We start from the raw sequence: 18,352 nt of genomic DNA on the forward strand, positions 1-18,352 counted from the left end.
GCCGCCAGGCCTCACTCCTCCTCCATCCGGAATGCGAACTCCTGCGTCAGGCTGGCGCCCGGCGTGCAGCGGTATTCGCGCAAGGCTTTATTGATCTCGTAGCGAAAGCCGCTGCGGTACTGCGGCGGAATCTGGCGCCAATCCGCGCTCTGGATGCCGGCCACCGTGCCGTCGGCCCGGGTCTGGAACATCACCTTGACCACGCCGCCCACCTCGTCGCGCAATGCCTTCAACGGGTAATCCGGCGCCTCCTGATGCGAGCAGCCCGCCGCAACGGCGCCGGCCGCCATTCCGGCGGCCAACAGGCCGGCCAGCCATTTCGTTTTCCGCATATCCATCTCCTTCCCATACCGTCCGGCGCAATCGCCGCGCCGGCTTCCGTTATAGAACTGATATGGATATTTTCTATTAGAACATTTTCAACACCCCGCCCCTCCCGCAGTCGCGGCGAGCCGGCTATCGCTGCGCGCCGTCATCCGGCACGAATCTCAACTTGAGTTGAAGGTTGGCATTGGGCCGGCATCGATATTCCTCCAGCATGGCGTCGAGCGCCAAACGAAAATCCTCGCGGTAAGCCTCGGGAATCGTCGCGGAAAACACCATGCTTGCCCGGCCGTCGTAACGGCCGCGGGCATCGGTGTGAAAAACCAGCGTCACGTCGCCTGCGATCTTGTCCATCTCGGCCCGTATCGGATACGCCGGCGCCGCCATGTGCCGGCAATTCGCCTCAAGGGCGAATGCCGGCAGACTCAAGCCCGCCGCGGCCACCGCCAACAAGCAAAACCTGCGCACCGCCGTCCTTCCTTTCCTGCCTTGCTCGCGGCCGCCGCGGCCTTTCAAGCGAAGAACTCCGCCAGATAATCGACAAACACCCGCACCTTGCCCGGCACATGCCGACGCACCGGGTAAACCACCGACAGGTCCAGGCAATGCCAGTTGTAGTCCTGCAGGATGGCTACCAGGCTGCCCTCGGCCAAAGCCTGCTCCACCAGGAAGCGCGGCTGCAGCACGATGCCCATGCCGTTGATGGCCGCATCGGTCAGCACATCGCCGTTATTGGCCTTCAGCGGCCCCTTCACCCTCACCTTGTCGCGGCTGCCATCCGGCGCTTGGTAGTCCCATACATTGGGCTGCGACGTCAGCGCGTACAGCAGGCATTGATGCGCGGCCAACTCCGACGGATGCGCCGGCGCGCCGTGGCGGGCGAGGTAGGACGGCGCAGCCACCAGCAGATCGTCGATCTGCGCCAGCCGGCGCGCCACCAGCGTGGAGTCGCTGAGGTTGGACACCCGCAGCGCCAGATCGAAGCCCTCTTCCACCAGGTCCACCCGCCGGTCGTTGAGGCTGAGCTCCACTTCTATCTGCGGATGGCGCTGGTGGAAGCCGCCGATGATGCGGCCCAGGTAGCGCATGCCGAAGGACACCGGCGCCGACACCCTGAGCCGCCCCACCGGCTCGCTGGCGCCGTGCGACAGCAGCGCGTCCAGTTCGTCCAGCTCCGCCAGCAGGCTGCCCGCCTGCGACAGATAGGTTTCGCCGGCCTCGGTCAGCGACAGTTTGCGGGTGGTGCGGTGCATCAGCCGAGCGCCCAACCGGTTTTCCAGCGAAGCCACCAGCTTGGTCACCATCGCTCGCGACAGCTCCAGCCTGTCGGCGGCGGCGACGAAGCTGCCCAGCTCGGCCACCGCGACGAAGGCGCGGATTTCAGAGAAGCGGTCCATATTATTTCTTAAAAATGAACAATGATTTTCAATTTGCCGTATTTATTGAATATAAAGCCGATGGTCAAATAACGCCATACCCAATCTGACCTGGAGCTTTTCATGAATCGACTGCAAAACCCCGCGCTCGCCGCCCTGCTGCTGCGCCTGTCCCTCGGCCTGATGTATCTCGCCCACGGCGCGCTGAAGCTGTTCGTGTTCACTCCCGCCGGCACCGCCGAGTACTTCGCCAGCCTGGGCCTGCCCGGCTTCTTCGGCTATGTCGCCATCGTGATCGAAATCGGCGGCGGCCTGTTGCTGCTGGCAGGCGTCAAGGCGCGCTGGGTCGCGCTGCTGTTGATCCCGCAATTGCTCGGCGCCATTGCGCTGGTGCACGGCGCCAAGGGCTGGATGTTCACCAACGAGGGCGGCGGCTGGGAATATCCCGCCTTCCTGATCGCCGCGTCGCTGGCGCTGTTCCTGCTGGGCGAACCGGCCCGCAGCCAATCCGCCGCCCGATAAGCAATCCATCCCCCAAGGCCCGCCGTCCAGGCGGGCTTTTCGCATTGCCGCCGCCGTTTTAGAGTTGCCATACAAAAATGCAACAACGCCTTCCCGACCCGCATTTTCGCCAAGCCCGCAAGAATCAAGCGCTATTTCCATAGAGCCGAAATGGATGTTGCGCCGCAGCATGCAATCCGGACAATTCTGACTTGCACATTTTCTTGATTGCCATCAAGCTGCTGCGTGATTTGTCTGTAGTTTAACTACAAAGTTGGCAAGATACGCATCAGCCAGGTCGCCGCGGCTGCCTGGCGAAAGCCTGTATATAATTGTCGGAATCTTGTCAGAACAAGCCAGGGCCCCAGCAGAAGCTCAAGGGGCCGCATGCTGGAACAAAACTAATCGGCTTGATTGACGCTCGTAATAAAACGACTGGAATTATCCACGAATTGAGGAGTGACTCATGGGCACCACCGCACCAAGACTCGACGTTCTGGCCCCCCTTTCCGGGTGGCTGGTCCCCTTGGACAGCGTCCCGGACCCGGTATTCGCCGGCAAAATGGTCGGCGACGGCATCTCGCTCGACCCCACCTCCGGCAGCCTGCTGGCGCCGGTGGCCGGCGTGGTCAGCAATCTGCATTCCGCCCATCACGCGCTGACCATCACCACCGCCGAAGGCGTGGAAGTGATGGTGCACATCGGCATCGACACCGTGATGCTGAAGGGCGAAGGCTTCTTCCCGCTGGTCGAGCAGGGCCAGCAGGTCAGCGCCGGCCAGGCCGTGATCGACTTCGACATCGACCAGGTGGGCCGCCGCGCCGCCAGCCTGCTGACCCAGATCATCGTCACCAATGGCGACAGCGTGCACAGCATGCAGCCGGCCCGGGGCATGGTGAACGCCGGCCGCGACGTGGTGCTCAGCCTGACGCTGGCCAATGGCCAGGCCGCGGCGCAAGTCCAGAGCGGCGAGCCGCAGCTGTCGGCCGCCATCGCCATCGGCAACCCGGCCGGCCTGCACGCCCGCCCGGCCGCGGTGTTCGCCAGCAAGGCCAAGAGTTTCTCCTCCGACATCCAGCTGATCCTCGCCGACAAGGAGGCCAATGCCAAGTCGGTGGTGGCCGTGATGGGCCTGGCCACCAAGCTGGGCGACGCGGTGCGCATCCGCGCGCAGGGCGCCGACGCCGCCATCGCCATCGCCGAGCTGACCCAATTGCTGAACGAGCGCTGCGGCGAGAAGGCCGACGAGGCGCCGGCCGCCCCGGCCGCCGCGCCGATCGCCATCCAGCAACAGGATAGCGAGAGCCAGCTGGCCGGCGTCGGCGCTTCGCCCGGCATCGCCATCGGCCGCATCGTCCATCACCGTCTGCAGGAATTCGACGTGCCCGAGCAGGGCAAGGGCGGCAATGTCGAGCAGCAGGCCTTCGCCCGCGCCGCCGAAGAGGCCGCGGCCCAGATCGAGCTGGTCAAGGCCCAGCTGTCCGACCCGGCCAAGCAGGCCATCCTGTCCATGCACCAGGAACTGCTGCAGGACCCCGACCTGCTGGCGCTGACCTATACCGGCCTGGCCGAAGGCAAGTCAGCCGGCTGGGCCTGGCGCGCCGCCTTCAGCGCCTACTCCGCCCGCCTGGAGGCGCAGGACAACCCGCTGCTGCGCGAACGCGCCAATGACATCCGCGACGTCGGCCGCCGCGTGCTGGCGCTGCTGGCCGGCGTCAAGCAAGCCGCGCTGGAATTGCCGGCCGGCTCCATCCTGATCGCCGAGGATCTGGCGCCCTCCGACACCGCCGCGCTGGATCCGTCCAAGGTGATGGGCTTCTGTACCCGCACCGGCGGCGCCACCAGCCACGTCGCCATCCTGGCGCGCTCGCTGGGCATTCCGGCGATCTGCGGCATCTCCCAGGCCGCGCTGAAACTGCCGGAAGGCCGCCAGGTCATTCTCAACGGCAGCGAAGGCACGCTGGCCATCGCGCCTAGCGCCGACGACCTGGCCGCCGCCGAGCGCGAGATCGCCCGCCTGGCCGAGCGCCGCGCCGCCGAAGCCAAGGGCTCGATGCAGCCGGCGCAAACCCGCGACGGCGCGCGCATCGACGTGGTGGCCAATATCCGCAACGCCGCCGACGCGCGCGAAGCGGTGGCCAAGGGTGCCGAGGGCGTGGGACTGTTGCGTTCCGAATTCCTGTTCGACAACCGCGACACCGCGCCGACCGAGGCCGAACAGGCCGCCGAATACTGCGCGGTGGCCGAGGCGCTGGGCAAGGAGCGTCCGCTGGTGGTGCGCACGCTGGACGTGGGCGGCGACAAGCCCTTGTCCTACCTGCCGCTGCCGAAGGAAGACAACCCCTTCTTGGGCCTGCGCGGCATCCGCGTCAGCCTGGACCGTCCCGACCTGTTGCGCACCCAGCTGCGCGCCATTCTGCAAGCGGCTCCTCTGACCCAGCTGCACATCATGTTCCCGATGGTGGCCTCGCTGGAAGAGCTGCGCGCCGCCAAGGCGGTGCTGGCCGAAGAGCAAGCCGCGCTGGGCGTCGCCGACGTCAAGGTCGGCATCATGGTGGAAGTGCCTTCCGCCGCCGTGCTGGCCGCGCGCTTCGCGCCCGAGGTGGACTTCTTCTCGATCGGCACCAACGACCTGACCCAGTACGTGCTGGCGATGGACCGCGGCCATCCGCAGCTGGCCAAGCAGGCCGACGCGCTGCACCCGGCGGTGCTGAACATGATAGCGATGACCTGCGACGGCGCGCGCGCCCACGGCAAGTGGGTGGGCGTCTGCGGCGGCCTGGCCTCCGACGAACGCGCCGCGCCGCTATTGGTGGGCATGGGCGTCACCGAGCTGTCGGTCAGCACTCCGGCCGTCGCCTCGGTGAAAGCCACGCTGGCGCGCTGGAGCCTGGACGAGTGCCGCGAGCTGGCCCGCGCCGTGCTGGCGCTGTCCACCGTCACCGACGTCCGCCACCACCTGAACCAACACGCTCGTTAAAAGAATAAGCCTCGGCGCGGCAAAGTCCGCGGCGCCGGATGGGGAGACCATCGGGGCGACCCGGTGCCGTCCGGCGCCATGCCAGCGGATTTGGCGCGCCTAGGGCTTTATAGAGGGGACGGCGTCACAGCCGCTCGACATTCCATAAGCATGTCAAAGCAGGATAATAATCATGTTTAGTCAATCATTCGCTTTTCTGCAGAAGATAGGCAAATCGCTGATGCTGCCGGTCGCGGTGCTGCCTGTCGCCGGCCTGCTGCTCGGCATCGGCGCGACCGACTTCCACACCACGAACAGCGTCGCTCTGGCGATCCTGTCCTTGATGAAGAACTCCGGCGACGTGATCTTCGGCAACCTGCCGCTGATCTTCGCTGTCGCGGTGGCGCTCGGCTTCACCGAGAACGATGGCGTCGCCGCCATCGCCGCGGTGATCGGCCACCTGGTCACCACCGTCACCCTGGGCGTGATGGCCGGCCTGATGGGCGTGAAAACCGCCACCATCATGGGCCTGCCGTCGATCCAGACCGGCGTGTTCGGCGGCATCCTGGCCGGCGGCATGGCGGCCTATCTGTTCAACCGCTTCTACCGGATCAATCTGCCCACCTACCTGGGCTTTTTCGCCGGCAAGCGCTTCGTGCCCATCATCACCGCCATCAGCGCCATCGGCCTGGGCGCGGTGCTGTCGGTGATCTGGCGTCCGATCGGCGAAGGCATCGCCACCTTCTCGCACTGGGCCGCCGTCAGCGACCCGCGCACCGCCGCCACCGTGTACGGCTTCGTCGAGCGCATGCTGATCCCCTTCGGCCTGCACCATATCTGGAATTTGCCGTTCTTCTTTGAAATGGGCGACTTCGTCGACGCCACCGGCAAGCACGTGCATGGCGACATCAACCGCTTCTTCGCCGGCGACAGCACCGCCGGCGTACTGGCCGGCGCCTTCTTCTTCAAGATGTTCGGCCTGCCCGGCGCCGCCATCGCCATCTGGCATTCGGCCAAGCCGGAAAACCGCGCCAAGGTCGGCGGCATGATGATTTCCGCCGCGCTGGCGTCCTTCCTCACCGGCATCACCGAACCGATCGAATTCTCCTTCCTGTTCGTCGCGCCGGTGCTGTACTTCATCCACGCCTGCCTGGTGGCCTCGGCCCAGTTCATCGCCAACACGCTGGACATGCACATGGGCTTCACCTTCTCGCAAGGCGGCATCGACTTCGTGCTGTTCAACCTGATCGGCGACAAGGCCAAGCACGCCGGCTATGTGTTCATCCTCGGCCCGATCTACTTCGTGATCTACTACGGCGTGTTCCGCTTCGTGATCGCCAAGTTCAACCTGAAAACCCCGGGCCGCGAAGATGAAAGCCTGGAAACCGCCGGCGCCGTCAGCGAAGACCAGCGCGCGCGCGAACTGGTGCTGGCCTTCGGCGGCCGCTCCAACATCCGCACGCTGGACGCCTGCATCACCCGTCTGCGCATCTCGGTGCAGGACACCGCCAAAGTTGACCAAGCCAAGCTCAAAGCCATGGGCGCCTCCGGCGTGGTGGTGGTCGGCAACGGCATCCAGGCCATTTTCGGGCCGCTGTCGGAAAACCTGAAAACCGATATGGACATCTATCTGCGCAGCGCCGGCAGCGATGCCGAGCTGTCGTCCGCCCCGCTTGCGGCCCCCGCGCCTGTCGCGGTGGCTCCCGCCGCGCCGGCGGCTGCCGCCAAGGCAGATATCGCCGCGCTGAAGCAGGCGCTGGGTGGCAACGCCAACCTCGGCAAGGTGGAAGCCATCGCCCACACCCGCCTGCGGGTGGAACTGAAGGACGCCGCCCGCTTCGACGAAGCCGCGGCCCGCTCCGCCGGCGTCATGGCGGTGATGCAGGTCGCGCCGGGCACGCTGCACCTGATCGTCGGCGATCAGGCGGCCGCGCTGGCCGCAGCGCTGCTAGCCTGAAACCGGTCTTAGCGCCAACAAAAACGCCAGCTTCGCGCTGGCGTTTTTTTGCCGCGCCGGCCGGCGCGGACGGGATCACAGCGCGAACAATTCGCGCAGGTGCTGCGCCACGCCGGATTCAGCGTTGCTGGCGATGCGATGGGCGTCCGGCATTTCGCTGCTGAGCCGCGGATGGGCATTGCCCATCAGGCGCGGATGCCCGGCGGCGCGCAGCAGCTCCACGTCGTTCTGGCCGTCGCCGAAAGCCAGGCAATGCGCCGGATCGATATCCAGCCGGCCCAGCACCAGCCGCAGCGCGTGGCCCTTGGAGACGCCCGCCGCCATCACTTCCAGGCAGTTCTCCAGCGAGAAGGTGATGTAGAGCTGGTCGCCGAAGCGCCGCTGCAACGCCTCCTCCACCCGCAGCAGGTGCGCGTGCTCGCCAATGTACAGCACCTTGCCGACGCCGACGCCGTCATGCTCGGCCAGATTGTCTACCCGGTAGCTCAAGCCGGAATCGCGGTGCATGTCGAGGAAGGACTGGCAGGGCTGATCGATCAGCCACTCGTCGTCCAGATAGAAATTGAGGATGGAGCCGGCGGCGTATTCCGGCTGCGCCAGCGCCCGCACCAGCTGCGGCGCGATGTCCTGGCGGTGGATCAGCCTGCCGTCCGGGTCGTGGATGCGGGCGCCGTTGGAAGTGATCAGGTGGGCGCGCACGCCCAGCGCGTCGCGGATGCCCTTCACGTCCAGGTGATGGCGGCCGGTGGCCAGCGCGAATTGCACCCCGCGGGCTTCCAGGCTCTGCAAGGTGGCGGCGGTGAGGGAATTGACGGCATGGTGCTGGTCCAGCAGCGTGCCGTCGAGATCTGAAGCGATGAAACGGTAAGACATGCGAACTCCGGTGCGGCGGAAGTGTTTGATTATACGCTGATAGCGCTAACAATCAGACTGACGGCAGCGCCGCGAGTTGCGTAAACGCCAATGCGGCCCATTCTGGCGCGGACGTTTTTTGCAAGCCGGCGCCCGCCGCCGCGGGCAAGCTGGCAACCGTGCCGGCCCTTTCGCGCCGGCCAGGAGCCCGCCGCATGAACCCGCTTTCCCTTGCCGCCCACAGCGGCGCCAGCCTGGACGCCTTGCTGCGCCAGGCCGTGATCCAGCTTGGCTGCCCCGAAGGACGGCTGGCCGACGTGGACCAGCACGCCACCCTCGCCATCCAGCTGCAAGCGCTGCCCGACGTGATGGTGTCGGCGCTGGACGACCGCCTGTGGGTATGGAGCATTCTGCCCGGCCTGTCCGAAGCCAGGCTGCACGCGATGGCGGCCGAGACGCTGGCCATCCTGCTGGAGCCGGTGGAAGACGTGGAAAGCGGCCAGCTAGCGCTGGGACGCGGCGAGCACGGTTATGAATTGAAAGCGCTGGTGAGGCTGGACTGCCTGAGCCGCGATGGCGGGCTGCAGCCTGTGCTGGCCGCTTTCATCGAGCGGCTGCGCGCGCTGTGCCAGACGCTGAACCTGACGGGAGAATGACATGCCGGGCATCACCACGATTTCCCACGCCGGCGGCGCCCAGCGCGCCGCCTCGCCCTCCACCCCGGCCGCTCCGCGCGCCGGCCAGCCAACCGGGCTGACAAGCAGCCCGCTCCCCGGCCCGACATCGTCGCGCCAAGCGGTGATCTACGCGCCGTTCGCCGCCGGCGACGTGGTGACCCAGAGCCTGGGCAAGAACCTGGTGCGCGAGCAAAACGGCAAACCACTGCTGCCGCTGATCGCGCAGGACGACCAGGCCCATGTCCGGCTGCAGCAGCTGCAGCAGCAGCAGGTTCAGGATCTGCGCGGCAAGGGCTCGCTGTTTCCCGACCAAATCCGCAAATTGCAGCAACAGCACAATCTGTCGCAAGACGTCCTGCGCCAGCATATCGGCCCGGCCGAATTCGACAAGGCGATGCAGGCCTCTGCCACCTTCGCCCGCCAGGCCGACGTGCTGCAGCGGATGGAGATCCGCAGCAACGAGCACGGCGCGGAGCTGGGCCGGCTGCAGCCGCAGCGCGACAAGATCTACATCGTCGGCCACGGCGGCCCGGGCATGGACATCCTGGCGGCCGACCAGCAGGTGACCCAGGGCAAGGCCACGTCCGCCGATGTGGCGCAACAGCTGGCAGCCGGCGGCCTGGACCGCGCCTTCCGCGATTTCCGCGCCACCGCCTGCTTCAGCGCCGACACCCGCGAGCCGACCTCCTTCCACCCGGCAGACCTGGGCCGCGCCGCCGCGCCGGCGCTGGGACCGCGCCCGGGCTTCCTGCAGTTGTTCGGCAAACGGCCGGTGCTGAGCCAGCCTTTCGCCCAATCGCTGAGCGACGAGTTGGCCAAGCAGGGCTTCAAACAGCCGGAGGTCGCCGGCTACCACGGCGCCGGCGTGACCTTCAGCCAGATCGGCCACAGCTCGCGCCGCCTGCCTGGCGCCGCCGATAGCCGGGCGTCGGAGCTGAAGCAGGTATTCACTCCGCGCAAGTAAGCCGCGTCTGCGTCGTCATGAGCGAATTCTGGAAGCCGGCTTTGGTCGGCTGAATAAGAATTCGCTCATTTACATGATAACGCCCGCCAGTACCGGGCCAGGATTCCGCACCATGCCAGACCTCGCCGCCTTCCACCATTGCGCCAATGAACTGCTGCAACACCTGGGCTTCGACGCCATCGTGCCGGCCAGCCATCAGGAAGTGATCAGCCTGACCGTGGAGCAGCGCTTCGCCGTCCACCTGGGCGCCATCGACCAAGACCATTGGTTCATGCAGGCCGAGCTGGGCGAACATCCGCTGCGTGACGCCGACCCGCTGCTGGCGCAGGCTTTGCGCGGCAACCAGCTGTGCGGCCAGTCCTGGCAGCCGGTAGCGGCGCTGGATGCCGAACAGCGGCTGTGTTGCTGGCTGCGCCTGCCGTGCCGCGGCCTCGACCTGCCGCAGCTCGCCGCCGCCTTCGACGCGCTGATCGCCCGCGCCGAAGCGCTGCTGGACAGCGCCGCCGCCGCGCGCTGAATCTCCGGCGCCGGGCCGCTCGCCCGCGCCGCCATAAGCCCTTTGGGCAATCCGCTAAGAAAGAAGCCAGATGAGCACCATCCACACCGGCATTCACATGATCCGGCCCAACCTGTCCCAGCTGAACGAACTGGGCGCCGGCCTGCGCGCCGACAGCGCCCGCATCGGCATCCGCAAGGACGGCAGCCTGGTGGTCTACACCGGCCGCTCCTACCTGCTGCACCCGGACCAGACCCGCCGCGCGCAGCAGTTCCTGCGCCAGAACCACTTGCTGGAGCCGCAAGAGCGCCCGCGCGACATCCGCCTGCTCGACCTGGTGACGCGGCTGAACACCCGCGCCAACAGCCACACCCGTCCCAGCCCGCAGGATCTGGCGCAGCGGACCGACGCCGGCGCCAAGCCGCATCTGCGCTGGGCTGACCAGCAGCCGCCGCGCCAGGAAGCCGCCTCGCTGAGCCAGCGCCGCGGCCTGCAGCATCTGAAACTGGCACCGCAGCCCGCCGCCGCGCCGGCAAACCCGCAGGCCGCGCTGGCGCGCGCGCTGGGCAGCAGCGACAACCGCGTCGGCCTGTCCAGCCAGCTGCAACAGCAAGCCGGCCCGGCCGCCAGCGGCGCGGCCTTCATCAATGACCTGGCCGGCGCGCGCTTCCGCGACATCCCCACCGCCGCCGCCACCCTGGTGCGGGCGCCGGACGGCGCGCAGCTGCCGGCCAACCGCGTGCAGGTGGGCGGCGCCAATGTCGCCATCGCCAGCCAATATCCGACGGCGGGCCAGCTGGAGAGCTATTTCGGCATGCTGGCCGCCAACCGCACTCCGGTGCTGGTGGTGCTGGCCTCCGACCACGACATCGCCAAGAGCCAGGGCGGCGGCAATCCGCTGCCGCCTTACTTCTCGCAAAGCGGCCAATACGGCAAGGTGGCCGTCAGCGCGCGCGAAGGCAGCCATAGCCAACTGGCGGGCGGCCTGGAAGTGCGCGCCTACCAGTTGGCGGTGCAGGACGGCGGCGGCAAGAAAATCTCCATCCCGGTGCTGCACGTGCCCAACTGGGCTGATTTCGGCGCCCAAGGCCCGGTCGCTCTGAAAGCGTTGGCCGAACACGTCAACGCGGTGAAGGAGAAGCAGATCGGCGTCTACCAGCGCGGCAACAGCAGCGCGCTGAACGACCCGGACAAGCTGCTGCCGGTGATCCACTGCCGCGCCGGCGTCGGCCGTACCGGCCAGTTGATCGCCGCCACCGAGCTGCTGAAGCCCGGCGCGTCCAGTCTGGAGTCCATCGTCGGCGACATGCGCCGCAGCCGCAACCACCTGATGGTGCAGACGGCGGAGCAGCTGAATACGCTGGCCGACCTGGCCCAACAACAGGGCCGCGCCGTCGTCGCCTCCCAGCCGGCCGCCGCCGGCAATCAGCCGATATACGCCAATACCGCCCCGCCGCTGCCGCCCCGCCATCCGCGCTAAGCCTGCCGGCAAACGGAAAAAGCACGCCTGTTGGCGTGCTTTTTTCATGGCTGCCGGCAGCCTAATGCCTATCATCCGCAAATTGACAAAGACATAAGGGACGGATAGCTTGACCCATTGCCCCCCACATCCCGCCGCCGCGCCGCAAGGAGAATCCATGAGCAATCGATACGGCCAGTTGTTCCGCACGCCGGGTGTCGCCGAGCTTGCGCTGGCCGGCTGGGTGGCGCGCCTGCCCGGCACCATGGTGGCCGTCGGCGTCATCACCATGCTGTCGCTGAGCCGTAACAGCTATAGCCTCGCCGGCGCGGTCGCCGCCACCTTGACGCTGGCCTCCGCGCTGCTGGCGCCGCAGGTATCGCGGCTGGCCGACCGCTACGGCCAAAGCCGGGTGCTGCCGCCGGCCACCGGCATCGGCGCTTGCGCGCTGCTGGCGCTGATTCTGTGCAACCATCTGCACGCGCCGGCGTGGACGCTGTACCTGTGCGCGGCGCCGGCTGCCTGCCTGCCCAGCATCCCGGCGATGACCCGCGCGCGCTGGGCGCGACTGCTGGAAGGCCAGCCGCTGCTGCCGACAGCGTTCGCGCTGGACAGCGTCTTGAGCGAAACCGCCTTCGTCATGGGTCCGCCGTTGTCGATAGGCCTGTGCATGGCCTGGTTTCCCGAAGCCGGCCCGCTGTTGGCCGCGCTGCTGATCCTGTTCAGTGTTTCCGCGCTGCTACGCCAGAAAGCCACCGAGCCGCCGCCCCATCCCATCACGTCGGACAGCCGCCGTCCGGCGCTCTTCCTGCGGCCGGTGCCGGTTCTGGCCTTGCTGATGGGCACGCTGGGCGCCATCGCGGGCACCATAGACGTCGCCTCGGTGGCCTTCGCCAAGGCGCAGGGCCAGCCCGCCGCAGCCGGCTGGGTGCTGGCGCTGTACGCGCTGGGCTCCGGCATAGGCGGACTGGCCTTCGGCGCGCTCAAGCCGGCTCTGCCGCTGGGTAGGCTGCTGCTGGGCTGCTGCCTGGCCACCGCGGCCAGTTCCACCCTGATCGCGCTGGCGCCGAATGTGATATGGCTGGCGGCGGTGATGCTGTTGTCGGGATTGTCCTTCGCGCCGACGCTGATCGTCGCGATGGAAATGGTGGAAAAGGCCGTGCCGCGCGCGCGTCTGACCGAAAGCCTGACCTGGCTGGTCACCGGCATCCAGTTGGGCGTCGCCGGCGGCGCCTCGCTGTGCGGCCTGGCGACCGACGCCTACGGCGCCCGGGCCGGCCTGAGCCTGGCGCTGGCGGCTGGCCTCGCCTCGCTATCGATCGCCGCCTTGCAACCGCGCGTAGTACCCACGAAAAGCGCTTGCTGAAAGCCCTGCCTGAAGCAATGTTAAAGGCCGAACCCGCATGAGTTGTGGCTTTTTGACTCTGGCAAATCCATCCTGTCTGTATATAGAATTTCACACTGAGAAATTTTAATGCTCTCACAAGCCTGCACAAGCATAGTTTGCAGCCCACGAGGCGCATACGGCTCCGTCCTCGCTTACACATTGCATCGATACGTCCAATCGCTCACGAATATCCATACTCACGACCGACACGTGGACCACTCGATATCACCTCGGATCTGCCCCGCAATCCGATGCGACAATACGATACAATTTTCATGAAACTCCTAAACCGCGGGATTTCATCCACTCCGCGGACTACTCCAGTAGCGTGTAGCCCATAACCGTGAATTCGCACATCAGACTAGCCTATCCATGCTAGTCAAAACATAGAAGAAAGCGATATTGACATGCAAACCCGTTTATTAGCCAGTCTTCTGACTCTAACCTTATTGAGCGCATGCACAAGCACACAGCTCGCTGGCGATCCTTTAAATGAAAAACCAGATAGCCAATCTGGAACTGTCATCTTATCGCTCACCATCAATACTGGTGAAGTACCGCCCATTGAGCTTATTGAACTGACCAGAAATGAGGATCCCACATCAGGATTTAATAAAAAATATCAGCTCAAGAATATCGTTCCAGGCCTCTCAAAAGATACTGCACTTTATATTGGCACCCTTCCAGCTGGAACCTATAAACTTGACTACTTGCGTGCTCAATTGAAATTTTTGTCAGTATCTCCAGGACAGCGAGAGCTAGTTGGAGATTTTCGCGTTGAACCAGGGAAAACCTCAGATCTTGGTCGACTTATTCTGACAGCGATCAACTACAAAGTAGCCTTTGGACGCAGTCTTCATGAAAAAGACAACCGAAAATTAGTAGCGCTTGCGGCGCCGTCATACCAAAGTCTCTATCAACAAGCCTCATCAACAGGCTGGCTGAAAACCGAGCCAACAGACCGCATTGAGGCATACGCGCTCAGCAGACCGCAAGGGGCTGGCGGCTTTAGCGAATTAGCTGATCATAGGATAATAGGTGGGTCAAGGTTTGGCAGCATATTGGTACGCCAAGATTCTGGCCACTGGAAACTGATTGGAAGAACTGGTGAACTCAATTCCATTCTATTCACCACTCCCTATCCCATCCAGCCCTATATGGCGGTTGCCGTCGGTGAGTTCGGTAGTTTTTTCAAAGTGCGCATGGATGGCAAAACCTTGCCTATCGACCGAGGAAATCTTCCTCTTGGAAATTATTTCTTCATAGACAGTTCTCCAGATCAAAAACACTGGTTTGTCGGAGTCCAGCTGCCTGGAAAAGTATCCTTGTATGAATCCAATCAATTGGAAAATGGAAACTGGAAAATTGCAAGAGAAAATCCGGCAGGAATATTATGGCTATGGCACTATCCTGGCGGTATTGGTTATGCATCAAGCTCGGTCCGAGTGATTGCCTGCTATGACTATGCGCAAAAGCAATGGCGCCAAAATGATACTCCTGAAAAGCGTTATATCATCTCAGTGGCCGGTGGACCGACAAAGTCGGTCGGCGTGCTAACTCAGGTAGGCTTAGGAATTGCGGGAGTATTCGCCAAAACCCATTACAGCTCAGATTGCGGAGCCAACTGGAAAGAAACTCACTCCCCCTATACCGTCAAAGCTTCCGCTCCCATCATTCTGCCATCAGGCCAGATTTTGGAAAGCGGTGGCGTATTCGGCGATACCGGCATTTACCGCAGTGACGATGGTAGCAACTGGAGCAAGATTTACAGCGATCAGCTGATATTGCGCGATCACATCTGGGTCATGCCGACGGCAGGCCTGATCAGCGTATCGAATAGCATTAACGGAGTTGAGGACATCCAATATTCGAATGATGGAGGAGCTACCTGGAGTACTGAAGTCACGAGCTACGACTCAAGGCAAAATAACACAAAGGACTGACCGTTAAGCAGCGCCAAGCGGACCGTTTCGGTCCGCCTCGAATTAAGCCGATCCCAAATGGAAAACGCCCAGCAATTGCTTGCTGGGCGTCGTAATCTGGTGGCCAGTCGCGGAATCGAACCACGGACACGCGGATTTTCAATCCGCTGCTCTACCAACTGAGCTAACTGGCCTAAGTTGTGGTGGCCAGTCGCGGAATCGAACCACGGACACGCGGATTTTCAATCCGCTGCTCTACCAACTGAGCTAACTGGCCACATCTGTCTGCCCGCGCTGTCGCGCCGTCAGAGCCATGCATTTAATCAGAGGACGGCTTTTGAGTCAAGGCATAATTGCAAAAAAACGGCTCGCCCTCCGCCTGAAAACACAAACAGCCCGGCCGCTCAACGCGCCCGGGCTGCCGGATCAAACACTTACACCGCGTCCGGCTGCTTGGCAGGATGCGCGTCGGCAAATGCCGGCAGCGCCTCCAACGCCTCCGCAATGCGGACGATGGTCGGATACGGCGCCAGGTCCACGCCGAAGCGGCGCGCGCTGAATACCTGCGGCAGCAGGCACACGTCAGCCAGCGTCGGCGCGTCGCCTACCGCATAACGGCCGGCAGTCTGCGCCAGCTGCCGCTCCAGCGCGTCGAAGCCGGTGCGGATCCAGTGGCGGATCCACTCGGTCTTGCCCTCTTCGCTCGCGCCGTGCTCGGCCTGCAGGAACTTGCCCACCCTAGGGTTCTGCAAGGGGTGGATGTCCGCCGCGATGGCCAGCGCGATCGAACGGACCCGCGCCCGCGCCGCCGGCTCGGCCGGCAGCAGCCGCGCCGTGTCCGGATAGGCTTCGTCCAGGTATTCGCAGATCGCCAAGGACTGCGCGATCTGCACGCCGCCATCGTCCAGCAGCGGCACCAGGCCGTACGGGTTGATCGCCAGATAGTCGGCGCTGCGCTGCTCGCCCTTGAGCAGGTTCACCGCCCGATACTGGTAAGCCAGTCCCTTCAGGTTCAGCGCGATGCGGACGCGGTATGCGGCGCTGGAGCGGAAGTAGCCGTACAGGACGCGTTCAGCCATGGGCGACCACGGTTTGCTCGATGGCGCCGAAGATGCTGTCGCCGGCCGCGCTCTTCATCTCGATGCGCACCGTGTCGCCCACCTTCATGAACGGCGTCTTCGCCGCGCCCTGCTCGATGGTTTCTATCATCCGCTGTTCGGCCAGGCAGCAGGAGCCGACGCTGCGGTCCTTGTTGGAGATGGTGCCGGAGCCGACGATGGAACCGGCGACCAGCTCGCGGGTCTTGGAGACGTGCGCCACCAGCTGCGGGAAGCTGAACTGCATCTCCACGCCGCAATCGGGCTTGCCGTAGAACGCGCCGTTGTAGTCGACCAACAGCGGCAGATGCACCTTGCCGCCCTGCCAGGCGTCGCCCAGCTCGTCCGGCGTGACGGCGACCGGTGAAAAGGCGGTGGCCGGCTTGCTCTGGAAGAAGCCGAATCCCTTGGCCAGCTCAGGCGGGATCAGATTGCGCAGCGTCACGTCGTTGACCAGCATCAGCAAGCGGATGTGCTTCTCATCGGCTGGCGCGCCCAGCGGCACGTCGCCGGTGACCACCGCTACCTCGCCCTCGAAATCCAGGCCCCAGGCCTCGTCGCGCAGCGGGATGCCGGCCGTCGGGGCGAGGAAGGCGTCGGAGCCGCCCTGGTACATCAAGGGGTCGGTGTAGAAGCTTTCCGGCACCTCGGCGCCGCGCGCCTTGCGCACCAGCTCGACGTGGTTCAGGTAGGCGCTGCCGTCGGCCCACTGGTAGGCGCGCGGCAGCGGGCTGAGGCAGCGCCCGGAGTCGAAGGCGACCTCGTCCGGCACCTTGCCCTGGTTCAGGGCGGCGTAGACTTCCTGCAGGCGCGGCGCGGCCTGCGCCCAGTTGTCCAGCGCGCCCTGCAGCGTGGCGGCGATGGCGGAAACGGCCACCGCGCGGGTCAGATCGCGGCTGACCACCATCAGCTGTCCGTCGCGGGTGTGGTTGTGATAAGTGGCTAATTTCATCTTGATGTTCTTTCTGCTAGCGGCCGCTGCGGGCCGTTCCTCTATATCCATTTTCCGGCTTGGCCTGAGCGCGCTTGCGCCGCGAGCGGGCCTCGGTCGGCGGGAGAAGCTCAGCGGTAGCCATCGTACCGCAAGCCTCTCGGCGCCAAGGTCGGGCCGCTCTGCGGCGCTGGCCTCAAACCGGCTTGGGCTTCCAGCTGTCCACGTATCCTTGCCACTCGACGCTGGCCAGGCCCGGCCCCTGCTCCAGGGCGTCGCGGGCGTCTATCATCACCGCCACTTCGTCGGTGAATTTCTTCGGCTCGGTCATCGCCTTGGCGAAGGCCTTCGGGTGCGGGCCATGGGTGAAGCCGGCCGGGTGGAAGGTCAGCATGCCAGGTTTGATGTTGTCGCGGCTGAAAAAGTCGCCGGCGTGGTAGAAGATCACTTCATCGTAATCGTCGTTGTTGTGATAGAACGGCACTTTCAGCGCGCCCGGGTCGGACTCGATCGGCCGCGGCACGAAGGTGCAGATCACGAAGCCGTCGGCGACGAAGGTGGTGTGGGCCGACGGCGGCAGATGGTAGCGGTGGCTCATCAGCGGGCGGATGTCGCGCCAGTTGACGCGCGCCACCGAATTGTTGCCGTGCCAGCCGATGGCATCCAGCGGATTGAACGGATAGGTGACGATGGACAGCGCGCCGCGGCGCTTGATCACCACCTGCCATTCGTCCTCCGTCTGCTGCGCCTTGAAGACATCATCGATCGCCGGCACGTCCAGCACCGCCTCGTCGAAGATCGCGTGCGGACCGACCAGGCCTTTTTCCGGCAGCTGGTAAGCGCCGTTGCTGGTCTCGACCAGCAGCATGGTGGTCGGGCTGGCCGGCTCGATGCGCCAGCTGGTGGAGCGCGGCACCAGGATGTAGTCGCCGTCGCGGTAGCTCAAGTGGCCGTAATCGCAAAACAATTCGCCGCTGCCGGCGTGGATGAACAAGAGGTCGTCGCCGTCGGCATTGCGGAACAGCTGGGTCATCGCCTGCTCGCAGCGCCAGATGCGCAGCTTGCACTGGGCGTTGTGCAACACCAGCGGCGCGTCCCACGGCGCCGGCGCGCCGTGCGGCAGCTCGTTCAGGTCAAAGGCGCGCGGGCGCAACGGGCCCTCCCACGCGCTCCAGGCCGTGGGCGGGTGCTTGTGGTGCAGATGGGTGGCCGGGCCGAAGAAGCCGCTGCGGCCGACTTCCCGCTCGTAAATGGCCTCGGCCGGAAAATCGGCGTGGGCCTGGCGCGAGAACGTGCCTTCGCGGTGGGGGTAACTGATCCATTTACGCATGTTTGATGTCCTGTCCGTCCGGCCATGCCGCGTTGGCCGGCGCATTGCAAGGGATAAGCGGCGCGACGCCGCGCGCCCGTCGGGGAGGCTCCCGGACGGGCTGGCGCGGCAAAGCGTAGG

The 18,352-nt window shown here is 65.0% G+C and carries 16 protein-coding genes and 2 tRNA genes; 9 read left to right on the forward strand and 9 right to left on the reverse strand.

Annotated elements, in window-relative coordinates; all coding sequences use genetic code 11:
- Positions 1 to 11 precede the first annotated feature (11 nt).
- From MY55_RS15480 to MY55_RS15490, 3 genes are all read right to left on the reverse strand, one after another.
- The gene (locus MY55_RS15480; RefSeq protein WP_052258394.1) at positions 12 to 332 is read right to left on the reverse strand and encodes a hypothetical protein; all 321 of its coding nucleotides are present in this window, start codon (positions 330 to 332) and stop codon (positions 12 to 14) included.
- 124 nt (positions 333 to 456) lie between these two features.
- Positions 457 to 840 (reverse strand): hypothetical protein, encoded by a 384-nt coding sequence (locus MY55_RS15485; RefSeq protein ID WP_146008444.1) that lies wholly within the window; start codon positions 838 to 840, stop codon positions 457 to 459.
- Positions 837 to 1,721: a LysR family transcriptional regulator gene (locus MY55_RS15490; RefSeq protein ID WP_043580333.1), complete on the reverse strand. Its 885-nt coding sequence runs from the start codon at positions 1,719 to 1,721 to the stop codon at positions 837 to 839. The genes MY55_RS15485 and MY55_RS15490 overlap by 4 nt, the downstream gene beginning before the upstream one ends.
- A 102-nt stretch (positions 1,722 to 1,823) precedes the next feature.
- Between MY55_RS15490 and MY55_RS15495 the strand changes: the two genes are divergently transcribed.
- The 3 genes from MY55_RS15495 (at position 1,824) to ptsG (ending at position 7,117) form a co-directional block, all read left to right on the forward strand.
- The gene (locus MY55_RS15495; RefSeq protein ID WP_043580331.1) at positions 1,824 to 2,222 is read left to right on the forward strand and encodes a DoxX family protein; all 399 of its coding nucleotides are present in this window, start codon (positions 1,824 to 1,826) and stop codon (positions 2,220 to 2,222) included.
- A gap of 445 nt (positions 2,223 to 2,667) precedes the next feature.
- Entirely contained in the window at positions 2,668 to 5,181 is a 2,514-nt protein-coding gene (gene ptsP / locus MY55_RS15500; RefSeq protein ID WP_065202638.1) for a phosphoenolpyruvate--protein phosphotransferase, read from the forward strand.
- A 172-nt stretch (positions 5,182 to 5,353) separates the two neighbouring features.
- Positions 5,354 to 7,117, forward strand: a complete 1,764-nt coding sequence (gene ptsG, locus MY55_RS15505) for a PTS glucose transporter subunit IIBC (protein WP_043580327.1) — start codon at positions 5,354 to 5,356, stop codon at positions 7,115 to 7,117.
- A 75-nt stretch (positions 7,118 to 7,192) separates the two neighbouring features.
- Here the strand turns inward: ptsG and MY55_RS15510 are convergent, their stop codons facing one another.
- Positions 7,193 to 7,990 (reverse strand): Cof-type HAD-IIB family hydrolase, encoded by a 798-nt coding sequence (locus MY55_RS15510; protein WP_047243516.1) that lies wholly within the window; start codon positions 7,988 to 7,990, stop codon positions 7,193 to 7,195.
- Between the two features lie 194 nt (positions 7,991 to 8,184).
- Here MY55_RS15510 and MY55_RS15515 point away from each other — a divergent pair, with 194 nt between their 5' ends.
- From MY55_RS15515 to MY55_RS23630, 6 genes are all read left to right on the forward strand, one after another.
- Positions 8,185 to 8,625, forward strand: a complete 441-nt coding sequence (locus MY55_RS15515) for an InvB/SpaK family type III secretion system chaperone (RefSeq protein ID WP_047237716.1) — start codon at positions 8,185 to 8,187, stop codon at positions 8,623 to 8,625.
- A 1-nt stretch (position 8,626) separates the two neighbouring features.
- Positions 8,627 to 9,610 carry a hypothetical protein gene (locus tag MY55_RS15520; protein ID WP_052941372.1) on the forward strand — a complete coding sequence of 328 codons (984 nt, stop codon included), beginning with the start codon at positions 8,627 to 8,629 and terminating at the stop codon, positions 9,608 to 9,610.
- A 112-nt stretch (positions 9,611 to 9,722) separates the two neighbouring features.
- Entirely contained in the window at positions 9,723 to 10,127 is a 405-nt protein-coding gene (locus MY55_RS15525; RefSeq protein ID WP_043580321.1) for a CesT family type III secretion system chaperone, read from the forward strand.
- Between the two features lie 70 nt (positions 10,128 to 10,197).
- The gene (locus tag MY55_RS15530) at positions 10,198 to 11,586 is read left to right on the forward strand and encodes a protein-tyrosine phosphatase family protein (protein WP_065202639.1); all 1,389 of its coding nucleotides are present in this window, start codon (positions 10,198 to 10,200) and stop codon (positions 11,584 to 11,586) included.
- A 157-nt stretch (positions 11,587 to 11,743) separates the two neighbouring features.
- The gene (locus MY55_RS15535; RefSeq protein WP_065202640.1) at positions 11,744 to 12,931 is read left to right on the forward strand and encodes an MFS transporter; all 1,188 of its coding nucleotides are present in this window, start codon (positions 11,744 to 11,746) and stop codon (positions 12,929 to 12,931) included.
- A 428-nt stretch (positions 12,932 to 13,359) separates the two neighbouring features.
- Entirely contained in the window at positions 13,360 to 14,895 is a 1,536-nt protein-coding gene (locus tag MY55_RS23630; RefSeq protein ID WP_157889333.1) for a WD40/YVTN/BNR-like repeat-containing protein, read from the forward strand.
- A 97-nt stretch (positions 14,896 to 14,992) separates the two neighbouring features.
- Here MY55_RS23630 and MY55_RS15540 read toward each other — a convergent pair.
- From MY55_RS15540 to MY55_RS15560, 5 genes are all read right to left on the reverse strand, one after another.
- Positions 14,993 to 15,068 (reverse strand) — tRNA-Phe (locus tag MY55_RS15540).
- Between the two features lie 7 nt (positions 15,069 to 15,075).
- Positions 15,076 to 15,151, reverse strand: a tRNA-Phe gene (locus MY55_RS15545).
- A 157-nt stretch (positions 15,152 to 15,308) separates the two neighbouring features.
- A complete protein-coding gene (gene maiA / locus MY55_RS15550) occupies positions 15,309 to 15,953 on the reverse strand; it encodes a maleylacetoacetate isomerase (protein ID WP_065202641.1) in 645 nt (214 codons plus the stop codon).
- Positions 15,946 to 16,923 carry a fumarylacetoacetate hydrolase family protein gene (locus tag MY55_RS15555; RefSeq protein ID WP_043580314.1) on the reverse strand — a complete coding sequence of 326 codons (978 nt, stop codon included), beginning with the start codon at positions 16,921 to 16,923 and terminating at the stop codon, positions 15,946 to 15,948. Before MY55_RS15555 ends, maiA begins: the two co-directional genes overlap by 8 nt.
- 175 nt (positions 16,924 to 17,098) lie before the next feature.
- Positions 17,099 to 18,232: a homogentisate 1,2-dioxygenase gene (locus MY55_RS15560; RefSeq protein ID WP_047236393.1), complete on the reverse strand. Its 1,134-nt coding sequence runs from the start codon at positions 18,230 to 18,232 to the stop codon at positions 17,099 to 17,101.
- Between the last annotated feature and the right edge of the window lie 120 nt (positions 18,233 to 18,352).

It is taken from the genome of Chromobacterium subtsugae (assembly GCF_001676875.1).
GTDB classification, from domain to species: Bacteria; Pseudomonadota; Gammaproteobacteria; order Burkholderiales; family Chromobacteriaceae; genus Chromobacterium; species Chromobacterium subtsugae.